Raw genomic sequence first — 15,149 nt, 5'->3', positions numbered from 1 at the left:
CTTTTATTTTACCATAGACAGCGATACTCTGCCTTTTTGTACATCTACGCCGTCTACCCAAACTGTCACGATATCGCCGACAGATACGACATCAAGAGGATGCTTGACGAATTGATTGCTCAGTTTTGAGATATGCACAAGCCCGTCTTGTTTGACTCCAATATCAACAAACGCTCCGAAGTCCACTACATTGCGCACGGTGCCCTGCAGTTCCATTCCCTCTTTCAAATCTTCCAGCTGAAGGACGTCTGTTTTCAGCAAAGGCTTAGGCACCTCATCGCGCGGATCGCGTTCCGGTCTTGTCAGCTGTTCACAAATGTCTTTCAGAGTGATTTCGCCGATTCCCAGCTCTTTTGCCGTTTCAGAAAGCGCCAGCTGATTGATTTTGTCCTTCAATTCCGCCGTGCCGATATGTTCTGTTGAAAGTCCAAGTTTTTTCAAAAGCGCTTTTGTTTCTTTATAGCTTTCCGGGTGGATGCCTGTTCTATCCAAAGGCTCTGTCCCTTCCTGCACTCTTAAGAAACCGATACATTGCTCGTAGGTTTTCGCACCGAGCCTTGGGATGTCCTTCAGTTCCTTTCGATTTGAAAACTTTCCGATTTCCTCACGTTTTTTGACAACGTTGCCTGCTACAGACTTCGATAATCCAGCTACATATTGAAGCAGCGCGGCGGAGGCTGTGTTGACGTTTACTCCCACCTGGTTTACGACCGTTTCGACGACAAACCGCAGAGATTCATTTAAGCGTTTTTGGCTGACGTCATGCTGATACTGTCCGACACCAACAGACTTCGGATCGATCTTAACGAGCTCCGCGAGCGGGTCTTGAAGTCTTCGCGCAATAGATACAGCACTGCGCTCTTCAACCTTAAGGTCAGGGAATTCTTCTCTGGCAAGCTCTGAAGCCGAATAGACGCTTGCTCCCGCTTCATTGACGATCACATAATAAATTTTGCGCGGCATGTCTTTGAGTACATTGACGATGAATTGCTCTGTTTCTCTGGATGCTGTGCCGTTTCCGATCGCCACCATCTCGACTTGATACTGCTCAAGGATCTTTTTCACTTTTTCGTGGGCTTCTTTTGCTTTGTTGACTGGCGCATGCGGATAGATCACATCAATTTTCAAGACTTTTCCGGTCTCATCTGACACAGCGAGCTTACAGCCAGTTCGAAAGGCTGGGTCAACACCGAGAACAGTTTTGCCTTTCATCGGCGGCTGCAAAAGAAGCTTTCTCAAGTTCTCTGAGAAAATATGAATCGCCTGTTCATCAGCTTTTTCTGAGAGCTCTTTCCTGATTTCACGCTCGATTGCCGGCTGGATCAGCCTTTTATAGCTGTCTTCAATTGTCTCCTGCAAAATCTCTCTTACGGATGTTGAGCGATTTTTGATGATTTGTTTTTCTAAATACGCCTTAATGTGATCCGCAGGCGGTTCAATCGCTACCTTTAAAATGTCTTCTTTTTCGCCGCGGTTCATTGCCAGTACTCTATGCGGAACGACTTTTGCAATTGGCTCTTCATACTCGTAATACATTTCATACACATTTTTCTCATCGGTGTCTGCCGACTTTCCGGCTGCGGACTTAATGGTCCCTCTTTTGAAGGTTTCCTGGCGAATCCACTTTCTGAAGGTCGGCTCGTCTGAGATTTGTTCCGCAATAATGTGCTTGGCGCCTTCAATCGCTTCTTCTCGTGTGAACACTTCTTTTTCTTCGCTGATGTATTGGTCTGCAGTTGCTGCCAGACGATCATCTTGGGGAAGTGTCAGGATATATTCGGCAAGCGGCTCAAGGCCTTTGCTTTTGGCGACTGTCGCCTTTGTTTTACGTTTTTGTTTATAAGGGCGGTAAAGGTCTTCCACTTCCTGAAGCTTCACCGATTGCTCGATTTTACGTTTTAGATCATCTGTCAGTTTATCCTGCTCTGCAATCAGCCTGATGACTTCTTCTTTTCGCTGATTCAGGTTTTGTATGTATTGCCAGCGTTCAGAAATCGTCTGAATCTGAACCTCATCCATTGAACCCGTCTGCTCTTTTCGATACCGGGCAATAAACGGGACTGTATTGCCGTCCTCAAGCAGGCGGATGACACTTTCAACGTGTTTTTGTGATAAACCTATTTCCTTCGCAATTTGCTGTTTTAAAAGGGCTGACGTTTCCATGTAACCAAAGCCTCCAATTTTGTCGTTCTTTCTCTAGTGTATCAAAAACCGAAAAAAACACATAAAAAAAGACAGCTGACGCTGCCCGTCTCTTTACTCATGTTTCAATAGTTCCTGTAATCCGCTCAGAAAATTCTCTTTTTTCATCGCAGCTGCAAAGAAGGCTTGATCAATCTTCTCAACAATTGGCAAAGCCGCTGTTACTTTTTCTCCTCCTGTTTCTGTAAGAGACAGGAGAACCTCTCTTTTATCTTGGGGATTTTTGCTTCTTTCGATAAATCCTTTTTTCTCAAGCGTCCGCACAACCTCCGAAACCATCATGATATTGGTCTGGCTGAAGCTTGCAAGTTTTTTTTGCGTGACGGTTTCTCCGTGAGCAATCATATACTTGCACGAGGTCAGCAGAACAAATTGAACGTGGGTCAGGTCAAACTCAGCCAATGCTTTTCCCACTTTCCGCTGCCAGCTTTGCGTGGCCTGCCATAATAAAAAGCCCGGGCTTGTGTTCGGACCGCTAAATTTAGAGTGCCATTCCACTTATGTTAACTCCCATCGCTTGTGCTATTGTCAAAAAATCTTTTTTGCTTATTTCAAAGTGTCCACTGCGAAATAAAAAGCCAAGATGCTTGGTTTCCTGAACAAATTCAAGCTTTGATTTAATGTCGTAAAAACCGATTTTATGGCATGGATAATAGTCTATATCTAATCGGTATGGAATAAAATTCGGAGCCATTTGATACGGATAGATGTTTCCGCTTTTTACTTTGCCGATCGCAGTAAAGCTTCGCAGCAGTTTGCCGTCTGGATATGCGTCTCTCGGAGAATAATAAATCAGCCAATCTCCCTCTTTCATTTTGGCGAGCGGGGCTTTTTTTCCATGGCACAGCTGTGCAAAACCGCCGGCAGCGCCTTTTAATACATGCTGCTCTGACACAACGCCGATCCAGTAATTTGTGTTCATTTTATCACTCCTCCGTAAAGATGGACAAGCCTGCTGACAGCCGTCGGCATGTCTTTAGACAGTTCAGTCCCAATGATTTCTCCCCACTTTTTTGCTTCAGCGCCTTCTAATACAATTCCATATGTGATACGCAAATCTTCTTTTTGCTTTTGAAGCACGTGAGAAAACTCCATTTTTACATTGTTATGCGGCATGTTGGCCATGACAGAAAATGACCGATGTTTCTCCACATGCTCAAGTCAAAAAGGAACTGTATGTCCTTGCAGAAGCAATGTTCCTTCCGTTCCCTTTTGAAACGGTCCCTTCAAAGATGCTGATGCAATACCCGCATCCCATTGATCCCATGTTTCTGTTTCCTGATAACGGCTCCAGATTTTTTCTATATTCGCATCAGCTACCGCAGTGTATTCATAATTCCACATCCCATAAGCCCCCTAAATGATAAGTTCACTTATTAATTATAATAAGTGAACTTACTAATAGTCAACCGCAAAAAAAGAAGCCGGATGTCCAGCTTCTTTTTCAGGTTTCCTAGGACAGCTGTCCGAGAATATAGGTCAGGTCATCTTTTCTCGATGTCGTATACATCTTCAGCGAATTCGATATTTCTTCTACCGATTGGCCTTTTTTTAAATGGGAGCGGATATCAGGTACGTTGAGTCCATCTGTATGTATAATGAACTTTGAACCCTTTTCATAGGTGGCGGTGTGCGTTTTGTATTTTTGCGGCTTGCCTGATAAATAGCCCGAAATCGGCAGAGGATAAAAGCTTTCACCAGACGGGGAATGCAGAATAAACCGTACATTGCCGACAGAGCAGTACGTAAACTGCCTTTGTTCAAAATTGATTTTCAGGATAGATGCTGTAGCGCCTCTTTTGTTTTTCATCGCCTGATTACAGCGTTCGATAATGCTTTGTACGTCTTCATTCGCATAGTTTTCCACTAAGTCTTTGATGGCTGCAGAGGATTCGTTAGCAAGTGATCCGCTTCCCAGTCCGTCAGCAACCGCGCAAATTAACTCCTTATCATCAGCTTTCATAAAAAAGCTGTCACCGCAAATCGATTTCCCTTCTTTATTCAGTTGATATACTAGAGTTTGAATATGCTCGTTTTCTTCAACCTGGATCATTACATTAACTCCATCGAGGGATCTTCAATCAAGGCCTCTCTGAGCTTCTTCACAGCTTTGCGCTGCAAGCGCGAGACGTGCATTTGAGATATACCGAGAATGTCCCCAGTTTCTTTTTGGCTTTTGTTTTGAATATACGTAAGGTCTATGATTTGTTTCTCACGATCTGAAAGGACATGAAGCACGCTTTGCAGCATCAATTGCTGGTTGACCCGCTCATATCCGTCCTCCTGTGATCCGACGATATCAAGAATCGTGACGGTGCTTCCGTCCGAATCCGCTTCAATGCTGTGGTCAACGGATAAGGCTTGATAGCTTTTGCCCATTTCCATCGTTTCAAGAACCTCTTCTTCAGAAACATCGAGGAATTCGGCAATCTCTTCGACTTTCGGCGATCTTTGTGTTTCAGTGGTCAGCTGATCAACCGCCATTTTGATTCTTGGACCCAGTTCTTTAATTCGTCTCGGCACATGAACGCTCCATGTTTTATCTCTGAGGAAACGTTTAATTTCACCGATGATTGTCGGGATTGCAAAAGCTTCAAACGATTTGCCGACAACAGGATCGTATCGCTTAATCGCGCCTAGCAGCCCGATCATGCCGACCTGGCGGAGATCCTCGTGGAAGCTTTTGCCTTTTGAGTATTTTTTCGCAAGCATGTCAACCAGATTTGTATACACCCGCACAAGCGTTTCCTGCGCTTGTTCATCTTGCTTTGTTTGGTAATCGCTTATGAGCCGATCGACTTCATCTTTAGTTAGTTTCGTAGTTTTTGATGGTTGTGTCATGATCAACTCGCTCCCCATTTAAATACTTTGTCATCGCTACAGTGACGCCGGAGTGGTTTTGCACTCTGACTTCATCCATGAGCGTTTCCATTAAATATAGACCGAGCCCTCCTTCTGATAATTGATCAACTGTGTGCGAAGGTGTGTACGGCCCTAGATCCTGCTGCTTTTGATCAAAGTCAAAGCTGTCTCCTTCATCCGCCACAATAATCTCTAAACGGTCTTCAAACACACCGAATCGTATTGACACTTCCCCAGTTTTATCTTCTTTGTAAGCGTGCTGAACCGCATTTGTGCACGCTTCACTGACTGCGATTTTCAAATCTTCAATTTCATCGTACGTATAGCCCATTCTGCTTGCGACCCCTGATAGCGTCAGTCTTATAATTCCAACATATTCAGGTTGGGCCGGCACTTTCATTTCGATGTAATCAACATTATTCTTCATTGCACTCCACCTTCTGACTTTGCAGAAATATCAATGATGTCCTTCAAGCCTGTAATGTCAAACAGTCGGATCAGCCGGTCAGAAAGATTTTCAAGTTTCAGCGAACCGCCTTGTTTTTTCACCATTTTAAAGGTCCCTACAAAAACGCCCAATCCGGTACTGTCCATGTAGCTGACATCTTTCAGGCAAATTCTTAAGTCAGCTCCTTGTTCTGCCAGAGGAACGAGCTTCTCTCTGAGCACCGGGGCTGAGTATACATCAATTTCTCCTGCAATGTTTACTTGTATATCATTCTCGTTTTGCTTTACATCAACATTTATATTCATTCGTATCACCTCAAATTTTCCTTCAAATCACTAATCACTAGTTGCTTTATACCCTCGTCTGGCAGACGTTAAACCTTTCTCCGCAAAACAATTAACGTAAAATCATCGTGAAGCTGAAAATCCTGCAATTTGAGGAGGCTGTCATAAATGTTTTTGACCATTTCCTGCGCGGAGGAACACATATGTTCCTCAATGAGCTTCTGCAGATCAGGACGCTCCAAGAAACCGTTTTCCGTTCTGCATTCTGTGACGCCGTCAGAAAATAAAACAATCATATCGCCCTTTTCCAGATGCTGATCGAATTGTTTGTAGTCATAGTCCTGCGAGATGCCGAGAACGAGTCCTTTGGCCTCTAAATCGTAAAACGTGTTGTCTTTTTGAGAATAATAGAATCCCGGTTCATGTCCCGCTGAAGCATATGTAAATTGATGCTTGTCCATATTGTAATTCGCATAAAACATCGTAATAAACATACTGGCATCAACGTTTTGTTCAACAACACGATTCAAATTTTTCAGCACTTGAGAAGGGTGTATGCCCGTTTCCGGCAAAGAGTCCATCGCGTATTTAATCATGGACATGCATAAAGCCGCTGGAATGCCTTTTCCGATCACGTCCGCGATTGCGATATTGATGGATTCCTTGTCTTTGACAAAGTGGTAGTAATCACCGCTCATCTGTTTAGCGGGAACACTGATGGCGCCGATATCCAGCGCTTCCTCCTGAGGAACTTTAGTTCCGAGCAGCGTCTGCTGGACATTTGCCGCGATTTCAATTTCTGATTTGATTTCCTGCTGTATCCCCCTAAGGGTTTGATGCTCCTGATAAGCCATTCCATAACCAATCATGACTTCTATTAAAAAATCCAGCGAATGAAACACATCTTCCGGGAGACTTGGATACAGCTCCTTCAGCACTTTTCTGTGAATGCTGATGATTTCTTCCGGAGGAATTTGGTGCTCGATTGTTTTTCGGCTGAATTTTTGGGCTTGATATAAAGATGTTTCTGTTAATTCGGCTATATATCGACTAAGCAGCTGATGATACCGCTGCTCAATAACCTCCCTAAAATCCACGTTCTTACCTCCTACCGAAGCCATTTGATGGCTTGTATCTCTGTTCCTTCCCCCGATACGGAATTTAAGCTGAATTCATCCATCAGCCTTTTGACCCCGGGAAGTCCCGCACCAAGTCCTCCAGACGTTGAAAACCCGTCTTCCATGACTTTTCGGATATCAGGAATTCCCGGCCCTTGGTCTTCCGCTATGATTTTCAGGCCTTTTTTCCCTCTGTCTGCGACCTGTTCAATTCCAATCTGCCCTTTGCCGGCATATAAATAAATATTCCTGGCTAATTCTGAAATAGCCGTTGTAATTCTAGCCTGGTCTACCGTGCCGAAACCCAGTTCTTTCGCAACGTTTCGTCCCAGCTGTCTGGCGGCCACAATATCCCATTCTGTCATGATTCTTACACAGGATTGGTCGTTCATTCGCTATTCCCCCAATTCCCGCTTCAATGTCTCAAGCCCCTGCTCTAAGTCGAGCGCAGTTTCGATTTCCTCAAGCGCGATTCCCAGTTCAATCAGCGTCACTGCCACAGCGGGCTGAATGCCGGTCAAGACGACTTTAGCCCCCATTAACTTAGACATTGTAATGACGTCGCCCAGCACTTTCGCGATAAATGAATCAATCATATCCACAGATGTCAGGTCAATGACGACTCCGTTAGCACCTGTTTCGTATATTTTATTTAATAAGTCTTCTTGAAAAGTTAATGCTGTCTGGTCATCAAGTTCCCATTGAATGGATACTAATAAGCAATTATACAGTTTCAAGATCGGGATTTTCGGATGTCTCAAAATGTTATTCCCCCAATGAAACGATTTTTCGATCCGTCATTTCCAATGCTGTTTGAATTCCTTTTTGCAGGGTATTCTTAGTTATAACTTGGGATAAATCAATCCCCAGGTTGACGATTGTTTGAGCAATTTCCGGACGGATTCCGGCCAGCAGGCATTTTGCTCCGACCAGCCTTACAGCTTCTGATGCCTGAATAATATGATGGGCAACCATCGTATCGACGACAGGGACACCTGTAATGTCAATCAGCACGACTTGGGAACGGTGTTTGACGACGCCATTAAGAAGGTTTTCCATAATTCGTTTCGCGCGTTCGGTATCAATTGTTCCGACAAGAGGCATCACAGTGATATTTTCAAACACCGGGATAAGCGGGGCAGACAGCTCTTGCAGTGCGATTTTTTGCAGAGATACTGTTTTTTCCCATGAGATTGAGTATTGATTAAAAATTTCTGTGTTAATCGGGCTGAAAAAGCGGTCAATCTGCCAGATTAATTCCGTGCTCTCTTGATCTGGCAATCTCTTATCATTCATTTTCGTGTAGAGACGCTTCCAGAATTCAGCAAGCGCAGTAGCCAAAAACTTCATAGACAGTCCGATTTGGACCGCTCGAAGCGCCAGTTCGCTGATTTGGCTTTCAGCAGCGTTTTCGTCCTTAACAGACAGCAACAGAATGTCGATATATTCTTTAGATATATTTTCATACACTTGGTCAGTCAGCTGATAGGATTCTTGCTCGCTTAATTCTTTTAGTGTGTCAGTCCACAGTTGGAGCAGTTCATTTTGATTTTCGGCAATGAACTGGTATACAGTCTGGTTCGACATCAAATTCGCTTACCTCCCAATAAAAAACAACATATTTTTTTCGTTATTTCACTATTATATCGTTTATGTTTTTTGAAAACAAAAAAAGTTGCTCTATTTGAGCAACCTGCAAATATGTCTAAAAATCAATGAGTGCCAAACTGATTTGTAAGGCTTCATCAACCTTATCCATCATTTCATCATCCAGATGAGTAATCTTATCCGTTAACCTTTGCTTGTCAATCGTCCGAATTTGCTCCAGCAAAATAACGGAATCTCTTTCAAAACCGTAGCGTTTTGCATCGATTTCGACGTGGGTTGGTAATTTCGCTTTCTGTATTTGTGCTGTTATGGCTGCAACAATAGCAGTTGGGCTGAAGCGATTTCCGATGTCATTTTGGATCACTAAAACCGGGCGCACCCCGCCTTGCTCTGAGCCAACAACAGGAGATAAATCAGCAAAATAAACATCGCCGCGTTTCACAATCAAATGATTATCCTCCGCTGACTAAGCGCTCAACTGTCGTTTCAGCCTCGCACTCCGCAAAGTGAGCCTCAGAAGAAATATTCAGGTTGATTTTCGCCATTTCCATATAGCCGCGTCTCATCAAATCACGGTTGTGACGAGTTGTTCGTTCGCTGACATACGCTCTCACTGCTTGTGATATCAGTTCGTTTCTGCTTCGTTTCTCCCGCATCGCTACACCATCCAATTCAGCTACTAGGTTTTCGGGCAAGCTGATTTTCATTTCGGTTCTTGCGCTGGATTCAGACAAAAAACATACACCTCCACCAAACTTACGGATACGACTCTTTTATCCATCCAGTGATAATGATACCATTATTCACTCTTCAAGCAAAGCTGTTTTATGAATTCTCCATTTAGGTAAGTTAATTGCTTGTATTTACCTGCAATAAAGGATTTCTTACTTCCATTATACTCCCATTTTCCAAAAACATACGGGGAACACGGGAACTTATTGTACAGGCCACCTCATAGTTAATGGTTTCGAGCCTTCCTGCAATCTCATCCATGGAAATATATTCATCCCCCTGCCGGCCTATTAATGTGACTTTTGTGCCCGGCGGATATTCCTGATCCAGCTCCACCATAAATTGGTCCATGCAAATTCGGCCGGCAATTTTCAAGCGTTTTCCCTTCACAAGGATGTCGGTCCCTTTCAATTTTCGGAGCCAGCCGTCCGCATAGCCTACAGGCACCGTCCCGATCCATGTGTCTTTTTCTGCTGTGTACTCGGCTCCGTAGCTGACGCTCTCGCCTTTTCTGATAAGTTTGACATGCGACAGCGTCGAATGCAGGGTAAATGCCGGACGCAGCTGAAACGGTATCTCGTCCGAAATGTCAGCAGACGGGCGAAGGCCATACATGCCGATGCCGAATCTGACTGCATTAAAAAAGCCTTTTTTCAGCCGGAGTCCGGCGGCGCTGTTCGCGCAGTGGACCATCAGATTCTTTAACGGCAGCGGAGCAATCAGCTCTTTAAAGCGCTCAAACTGCATTAAGAAATAGCCTCTTTCTTTTTCATCCGCTGTCGCAAAATGGGTAAATACCCCTTTGCACTTTAAACGAGGGTTGCGGTCAAGAATGGCCATCACGTTCTGAACTTCTTCCTCTGTTTTTACACCAAGCCTGTTCATCCCCGTATCGACCTTCAGATGAAAATGAAGAGAACCTTTTTTCGTGTGGCGGGCTGCCTCCTGAAGCCATTCAACAGAATAACCCGTTAAGGTCACGTCATACTCAGCAGCGATTGCCACATACTCCGGGGGAACCGCGCCAAGCACCAATATAGGCGCCTTCAAGCCCTTTTTGCGCAGTGAAATCGCTTCATCCAAAATAGCCACAGCCAAGCATGAAGCACCTGCGTCAAGAGCAGCCTTTGCTGTTTCTGCATCACCATGCCCGTAGGCGTTTGCTTTCACAACTGCCATCAAGTGGACATGTTCACCGATATGTTTTTTCATATTGCTGACATTTTCCTTTATCGCGGACAAGTCAATTTCCGCCCACGTATCTCTGTAAAAAGGTTTTGTGCTCATTACGACACTTCCTAGCTTTTATTCAATATCATTTACATATCATACTAAAATTAAAGGCTAAAGGGAAACGATGTCTAACGAAAAAAAGGCCAAATCATGTTTGGCCTTTGGCGGTTATTTCGATGATTGTCCCTGCATGCTTTTCGCTACTGTCACCATTTCCTCTTTAGAAAGATCTTTAGAAGAGAGAAGGTAATCTACACCGTCATATGTCCATGATAATGATGCATCCGACAGGGCGCCGATGGTGTAGCCGAGATTTACCGGCTCGCCGTTCAGCGTAACGGAGGAGGAAGCCTTGGCAATCTGGGCTTTTTCCTGAATTAACGTAAATGATTTTTCTCCTCCGTACGTCATGATGATGCGCTTCCCGTCTTCAGTAGATATATCTTTTTCTTCAAGCAGCTTGACGCCAAGCGGCAGTTCCAGCGGCGTTTTGACCGCAAATGTATCGGAAGGCTTCGCGCTTGTGGCGACATCCATTTGAGAAAGGGTCATATTTTTCTTTTCGTCAAATGATTCTTTATCAAATTGTTTATTAAATTCAAAGCTGCTGAATTCTACTTTGACCATCACTTTCCGGTCAGTATCCATCACTTTGACAGATGACGGGCTCATATCTTTTTTGTTAAATGTGATTTCTTGCGTGGGCAGCATTTTGTTATGCTGATAGTTTGTTTTTGTTTCAAATACGTATTTCTTTTCTTTCGCTGTGAAAACTGCATCCGAATCGTTTTGAACATCCTTTACGAGCGATTCAAACAGATAAACCTGGCTGCTGTTGTTCGGCCAATCGCTTTGAAATCTGAAGCTCTTATTTAAAGACGGCGTGAGAACGAATACTCCGTTTTCATTTCGTAAAATGACTTGATTTTGGTCCTTTTTCGGATTTTCTAAATAAACCCTGTACAGAGACGGCTTTTTGTGCCAGATTTCCACATTGTATACTTGAGGCTCACTCCCTGTCTCGATGGTCATTTTCGCTTTTGCTTTGTACGAGGTGTATTCTTTCGCCTTTTCATCTAACCCGGCCACAATATCTTGCTGTGTTTTTTGCCCGCAGGCAGAAAGAATAAGAACAGCAAGCAGTCCCGTTAAAAGCAAAACAAAGCTTTTTCTCACCTTTTTCAACCCCTTTTTCTCAATTGATGTAAAAGGAAGAAATCGCTTGTTTGACTTTAACGGTACGCTCGGTACACGTTTAGGCAGAACAGATGCGTACCATAAAAGCCTCAAACAACTTGTCTCCCTTAATGCACTATCAAATATATGAGTGGGGTTTCCCTAATATGCAGACTAGCTTGACAACCTTTCAATCACAACCTGCGCGGCAGCGTATTCTTTTGTATGAGTGATCGATACGTGAACGGCAGCCTGGCTCAGTTTCGTGCAAATGATATAGGGCTTGCCATTTTGGTCTTTCCTAATTTCAATGTCCTGAAAGCTGAGCTGCCTCCCAATGCCGGTGCCAAATGCTTTCGAGAAAGCTTCTTTTGCCGCGAATCTGCCCGCGAGAAATTCGATTTTTCTTTTCTCTGAAAGCTCATAGTATTGGTCAAGCTCGCTTCGCGTCAAAATCCGCTCGGCAAACCTTTTCTGGCGCCCAGCCATAGAGGCGATGCGTTTAAGCTCGGTAATGTCCAGCCCAATGCCGTAAATCATGTATGATAACCTCCTTTGCGTACGTACTATTTAAATGGTTTGTCTCATAAACGTGTTACTATAGATATACCAAAATGAAGAAAAGGGGCTCGGAATGTTTATACGGACTGAAAATTTTCAAACATTTATCAGGCTTTACCCCGTTGTCACCTTTATATTGGCTTTGCAAGCTGTTCTCTGGCTGTTTTTTTCACTTCCTGCCCATTCAGTCGTGTTATGGAGGGATACCGTCACAGGCTATAATCTAGGTGTCGCAAACGGTGAATGGTGGCGGCTGATCACACCGATTTTGCTGCACGCCGGTTTCACACATCTGCTGTTTAATTCCATGTCCATCTTTTTATTTGCCCCGGCTTTGGAACGCATGCTGGGAAAAGCGCGTTTCCTTCTTGTATACGCCGGCTCCGGCATCATCGGCAATATCGGCACTTATGTTACAGAGCCGCTTGATTACGTGCATGTCGGTGCTTCAGGCGCAATTTTCGGGCTATTTGGCGTATACCTGTTTATGGTTCTTTTTCGCAATGAGTTAATTGGGCAGGAGCATTCCAAAATGATCATCACACTGCTCGCATTTGCCATTCTCATGTCGTTTATCAACTCCAATATTAACATGATGGCCCATTTGTTTGGACTATGCGGCGGGTTTCTTCTTTCGTTTTTATGCGTGCAAAAAAAAGAGCGGCGGTATTAACCGTCGCTTCAGATTGTTGACAAAATCCTAAAATGGTTTTCATTTTAGGATTTTGTCATCTTTTCAGCGTGATTGAAAACCTTGAAGTCTAGGAAGGACGAGCACCGAAGCGCAGTCCTGACAACGAATGCGAGGGTTTGCCGACACTCTGGAGCGGCGGTATTAACCGTCCGCTTTTTCATATGAGTACCACTTTAAAATGAAGGCTGCATCCTCTTCACCTACATCCCTCACCGTTAATTCTTCCATATGGCTCGATGATTTCACCGAAGTAGAAATGGTATACAAGCGGCCTTTCTTTTGGAAATAGGATTGGCTGAACTTGCAGACCTGCATTCGTTTTTTCAGTACAATGGCGGTTGTTCTGCCTATAAATCTAGACGTCAGCTGAAGACGGTCCCCGTTGATCGTCCATGCAGCCTCTTTATACGCGAGATAGCCGAAGAGCAATTCTATCGGCAGCAGGATCACTGACAGATAGCCCCATGGCTGAAAGAAGATACATAACGGGATGATCAAAAAGAGTGAAAAAATGACAGAACGGAACAAATAGCGTTTCAACGCGCGCCGCGGCAGGCGGCGGCAGTTTTCTTCCAGCGTATATTCCGGTGTAAATGTTCGGAGCATGTGCGGAAGCTTTTTTTTATGAATCATTGGAAAGAGAATGGTCAAAGCGCCTTCTTCTTTTTCCCGGTCGCCGCCTCCTGCGCTGACGATGGACACCGTTACAAAGCCGAAAAGCTGGCGAATGATATTTTCTTTGATTTTAATGGCTTGTATTTTTCGCAGCGGAATCGTGACTTGATGTTTTTCAATAATTCCCCTTGAAATCACCAGTTCCTGCTCTTTTTTTATGATTTGAAAGTTTGCGTATCTAAACATCATGCCCGCGATGCTGAAAATCCAGGCGATAAATAAACCGATAAAAATGAGTACCGCGTAAATACCAATACTGGCGTGCTGAAGGAAGGAAAATTTATCGAATAACCAATCCATTGGCAGCACTTCATCAAGCTGGGAAATAAGTGCAAATACAGCAGAGATAATGACTCCGATTCCGCCGGAGGTAGAAGCGGCCATGAGCAATTCTTTCGCGTTCATGCGATAGTGCTCTTGCACCTCAATGGCCGGATCCAACTCCTCTTCAGCTTCAAACCGTTCTTCATCAAGTTCGTTTTCTCGTCTTTGCGCCTTTTTCTTAAAGACAGCTTCTTTGATGCGTTCCGCTTCTTCAACAGAAATAGCAGAAAGGACGGCTTCTGCCTCTTTGCCTCCGCCTGCTGTTTCAATTTGCAGCTTCACAAGCTTAAAGATTTGCTGGACAAGGCCTGCGCTCGTATTCATCGTTTGAATCCGATCAATCGATATGTATCGCTTTTTCGTAACAAATAAGCCTTCTTCAATTCTAAATTCATCATCTTCAATTCGATAGGTAAACCTTCTCCATTTGATAATGCTTGCCGCTACAAGCCAGATGAACAGCACACCGAGCGCAATGGCTCCGTAAAAACGGACAGTATGGTTTGAATTGACAATATACACAAAAAAGAATGGCAGAATGATATTTTTTATCGTTTGAATAATGGTATGGCATAAATTCAAAATGACTGCCGCCGGGTGCAGGCGTTTCGGTTCAGACATCATCATCAGTCACCCTCGCCAGACGGGAAATGGAGTCTCTCAGCCGATCCGCTTCCTCCATCTCTAAAGCGGGGATCGAATGAACGGTCGCGGCCGTGGAAATTTTCACCGTTGCCAGGTTGTATTTTTTTAATAATGGCCCTTGTGACGTATCGACGTGCTGAACTCTGACCATCGGAACAATCACACGTGTCACCACAAAAATACCTGACTGAATATCTATTTCATGTTCATGGACTTCATATCGCCACACCTTATGACGGACCTTCGGAATGATAAAGACCGTCACAATCGATCCCAGCAGCCAAACCGCGCCGAGCACGCCGCTGATCCAGTACGGCCAATGAAAATAATAGCTTAACACTGCAACTGCAATGACAATAAGCAAGCAAACAGCGGATATGATGATCTCTTGAAGTCGCCAAACCTTTAATCCGTCTGGACTGATTTGGTTTTTTGGCTGCTCTCTCAAAAATACCTACCTCCCTTTTTTCGTCGTTACTTATACGTCTCTTTTACAGAAAGGTTTCATTCTTAAGCATACAGAGAAAAATGGCTTCCGTCAGCTGAAAGTTTGCTGAATAACAAATCGCGAACATAAAAAAGCCCAA

At 44.1% G+C, this 15,149-nt stretch carries 20 protein-coding genes and 1 pseudogene; 1 reads left to right on the top strand and 20 read right to left on the bottom strand.

All coding sequences use genetic code 11. From position 1 onward, the window contains the following. Window positions 1-3: 3 nt before the first annotated feature. The 18 genes and pseudogenes from NYE56_RS02175 to acpS form a co-directional block, all read right to left on the bottom strand. Window positions 4-2,163: a Tex family protein gene (locus NYE56_RS02175; RefSeq protein ID WP_341283394.1), complete on the bottom strand. Its 2,160-nt coding sequence runs from the start codon at window positions 2,161-2,163 to the stop codon at window positions 4-6. A gap of 93 nt (window positions 2,164-2,256) precedes the next feature. After that, window positions 2,257-2,700: a MarR family winged helix-turn-helix transcriptional regulator gene (locus NYE56_RS02170; RefSeq protein ID WP_014475883.1), complete on the bottom strand. Its 444-nt coding sequence runs from the start codon at window positions 2,698-2,700 to the stop codon at window positions 2,257-2,259. Continuing rightward, window positions 2,684-3,124, bottom strand: a complete 441-nt coding sequence (locus NYE56_RS02165; protein ID WP_049139597.1) for an EVE domain-containing protein — start codon at window positions 3,122-3,124, stop codon at window positions 2,684-2,686. The genes NYE56_RS02170 and NYE56_RS02165 overlap by 17 nt, the downstream gene beginning before the upstream one ends. Next, a pseudogene (locus NYE56_RS02160) lies at window positions 3,121-3,356 on the bottom strand (hypothetical protein). The gene NYE56_RS02165 and the pseudogene NYE56_RS02160 overlap by 4 nt, the downstream one beginning before the upstream one ends. Window positions 3,357-3,363: 7 nt before the next feature. Further along, window positions 3,364-3,546, bottom strand: coding sequence for a hypothetical protein (locus NYE56_RS02155; RefSeq protein ID WP_014478901.1), 183 nt, complete (start codon window positions 3,544-3,546; stop codon window positions 3,364-3,366). A gap of 109 nt (window positions 3,547-3,655) precedes the next feature. Continuing rightward, a complete protein-coding gene (rsbX, locus tag NYE56_RS02150) occupies window positions 3,656-4,255 on the bottom strand; it encodes a phosphoserine phosphatase RsbX (RefSeq protein ID WP_095252677.1) in 600 nt (199 codons plus the stop codon). Then, entirely contained in the window at window positions 4,255-5,043 is a 789-nt protein-coding gene (sigB, locus tag NYE56_RS02145) for an RNA polymerase sigma factor SigB (protein WP_003246715.1), read from the bottom strand. Before sigB ends, rsbX begins: the two co-directional genes overlap by 1 nt. Further along, window positions 5,009-5,491, bottom strand: a complete 483-nt coding sequence (gene rsbW / locus NYE56_RS02140; RefSeq protein WP_021481702.1) for an anti-sigma B factor RsbW — start codon at window positions 5,489-5,491, stop codon at window positions 5,009-5,011. The genes sigB and rsbW overlap by 35 nt, the downstream gene beginning before the upstream one ends. Continuing rightward, window positions 5,488-5,817, bottom strand: a complete 330-nt coding sequence (gene rsbV / locus NYE56_RS02135) for an anti-sigma factor antagonist RsbV (RefSeq protein ID WP_014475877.1) — start codon at window positions 5,815-5,817, stop codon at window positions 5,488-5,490. The genes rsbW and rsbV overlap by 4 nt, the downstream gene beginning before the upstream one ends. A 68-nt stretch (window positions 5,818-5,885) precedes the next feature. Next, the gene (rsbU, locus tag NYE56_RS02130; RefSeq protein ID WP_003234295.1) at window positions 5,886-6,893 is read right to left on the bottom strand and encodes a phosphoserine phosphatase RsbU; all 1,008 of its coding nucleotides are present in this window, start codon (window positions 6,891-6,893) and stop codon (window positions 5,886-5,888) included. 11 nt (window positions 6,894-6,904) lie between these two features. Then, complete coding sequence (gene rsbT, locus NYE56_RS02125; protein WP_017697001.1) at window positions 6,905-7,306, bottom strand: serine/threonine-protein kinase RsbT; 402 nt, start codon at window positions 7,304-7,306, stop codon at window positions 6,905-6,907. Between the two features lie 3 nt (window positions 7,307-7,309). Continuing rightward, on the bottom strand, window positions 7,310-7,675 hold the full coding sequence (rsbS, locus tag NYE56_RS02120) for an RsbT antagonist protein RsbS (protein WP_003225190.1): 366 nt from the start codon (window positions 7,673-7,675) through the stop codon (window positions 7,310-7,312). Between the two features lie 4 nt (window positions 7,676-7,679). After that, complete coding sequence (gene rsbRA, locus NYE56_RS02115; RefSeq protein ID WP_009966610.1) at window positions 7,680-8,504, bottom strand: RsbT co-antagonist protein RsbRA; 825 nt, start codon at window positions 8,502-8,504, stop codon at window positions 7,680-7,682. A 115-nt stretch (window positions 8,505-8,619) separates the two neighbouring features. After that, entirely contained in the window at window positions 8,620-8,970 is a 351-nt protein-coding gene (ndoA, locus tag NYE56_RS02110; RefSeq protein WP_003156187.1) for a type II toxin-antitoxin system endoribonuclease NdoA, read from the bottom strand. A gap of 4 nt (window positions 8,971-8,974) precedes the next feature. Next, on the bottom strand, window positions 8,975-9,256 hold the full coding sequence (gene endB / locus NYE56_RS02105; RefSeq protein WP_003225183.1) for a type II toxin-antitoxin system antitoxin EndoAI: 282 nt from the start codon (window positions 9,254-9,256) through the stop codon (window positions 8,975-8,977). Between the two features lie 115 nt (window positions 9,257-9,371). Then, on the bottom strand, window positions 9,372-10,541 hold the full coding sequence (gene alr, locus NYE56_RS02100; RefSeq protein ID WP_015252766.1) for an alanine racemase: 1,170 nt from the start codon (window positions 10,539-10,541) through the stop codon (window positions 9,372-9,374). A gap of 114 nt (window positions 10,542-10,655) precedes the next feature. After that, window positions 10,656-11,672, bottom strand: coding sequence for a LolA family protein (locus tag NYE56_RS02095; RefSeq protein WP_003234282.1), 1,017 nt, complete (start codon window positions 11,670-11,672; stop codon window positions 10,656-10,658). A 165-nt stretch (window positions 11,673-11,837) separates the two neighbouring features. Continuing rightward, the gene (gene acpS, locus NYE56_RS02090; RefSeq protein WP_015252768.1) at window positions 11,838-12,203 is read right to left on the bottom strand and encodes a holo-ACP synthase; all 366 of its coding nucleotides are present in this window, start codon (window positions 12,201-12,203) and stop codon (window positions 11,838-11,840) included. Window positions 12,204-12,297: 94 nt separating this feature from the next. Here acpS and NYE56_RS02085 point away from each other — a divergent pair, with 94 nt between their 5' ends. Then, the gene (locus NYE56_RS02085) at window positions 12,298-12,897 is read left to right on the top strand and encodes a rhomboid family intramembrane serine protease (protein WP_041850724.1); all 600 of its coding nucleotides are present in this window, start codon (window positions 12,298-12,300) and stop codon (window positions 12,895-12,897) included. 162 nt (window positions 12,898-13,059) lie between these two features. Here NYE56_RS02085 and NYE56_RS02080 read toward each other — a convergent pair whose 3' ends face one another. Beyond that, a complete protein-coding gene (locus NYE56_RS02080; protein WP_341283393.1) occupies window positions 13,060-14,541 on the bottom strand; it encodes a PH domain-containing protein in 1,482 nt (493 codons plus the stop codon). Further along, window positions 14,531-15,010, bottom strand: coding sequence for a PH domain-containing protein (locus NYE56_RS02075; protein ID WP_003234318.1), 480 nt, complete (start codon window positions 15,008-15,010; stop codon window positions 14,531-14,533). Before NYE56_RS02075 ends, NYE56_RS02080 begins: the two co-directional genes overlap by 11 nt. Window positions 15,011-15,149: the final 139 nt, after the last annotated feature.

Source organism: Bacillus sp. FSL R5-0603 (genome assembly GCF_038050295.1).
In the GTDB taxonomy this organism is placed as follows: Bacteria; Bacillota; Bacilli; order Bacillales; family Bacillaceae; genus Bacillus; species Bacillus subtilis.
The sequence above is the reverse complement of the archived record's forward strand: the minus strand, read 5'-3'. Positions and strand labels throughout refer to the sequence as shown.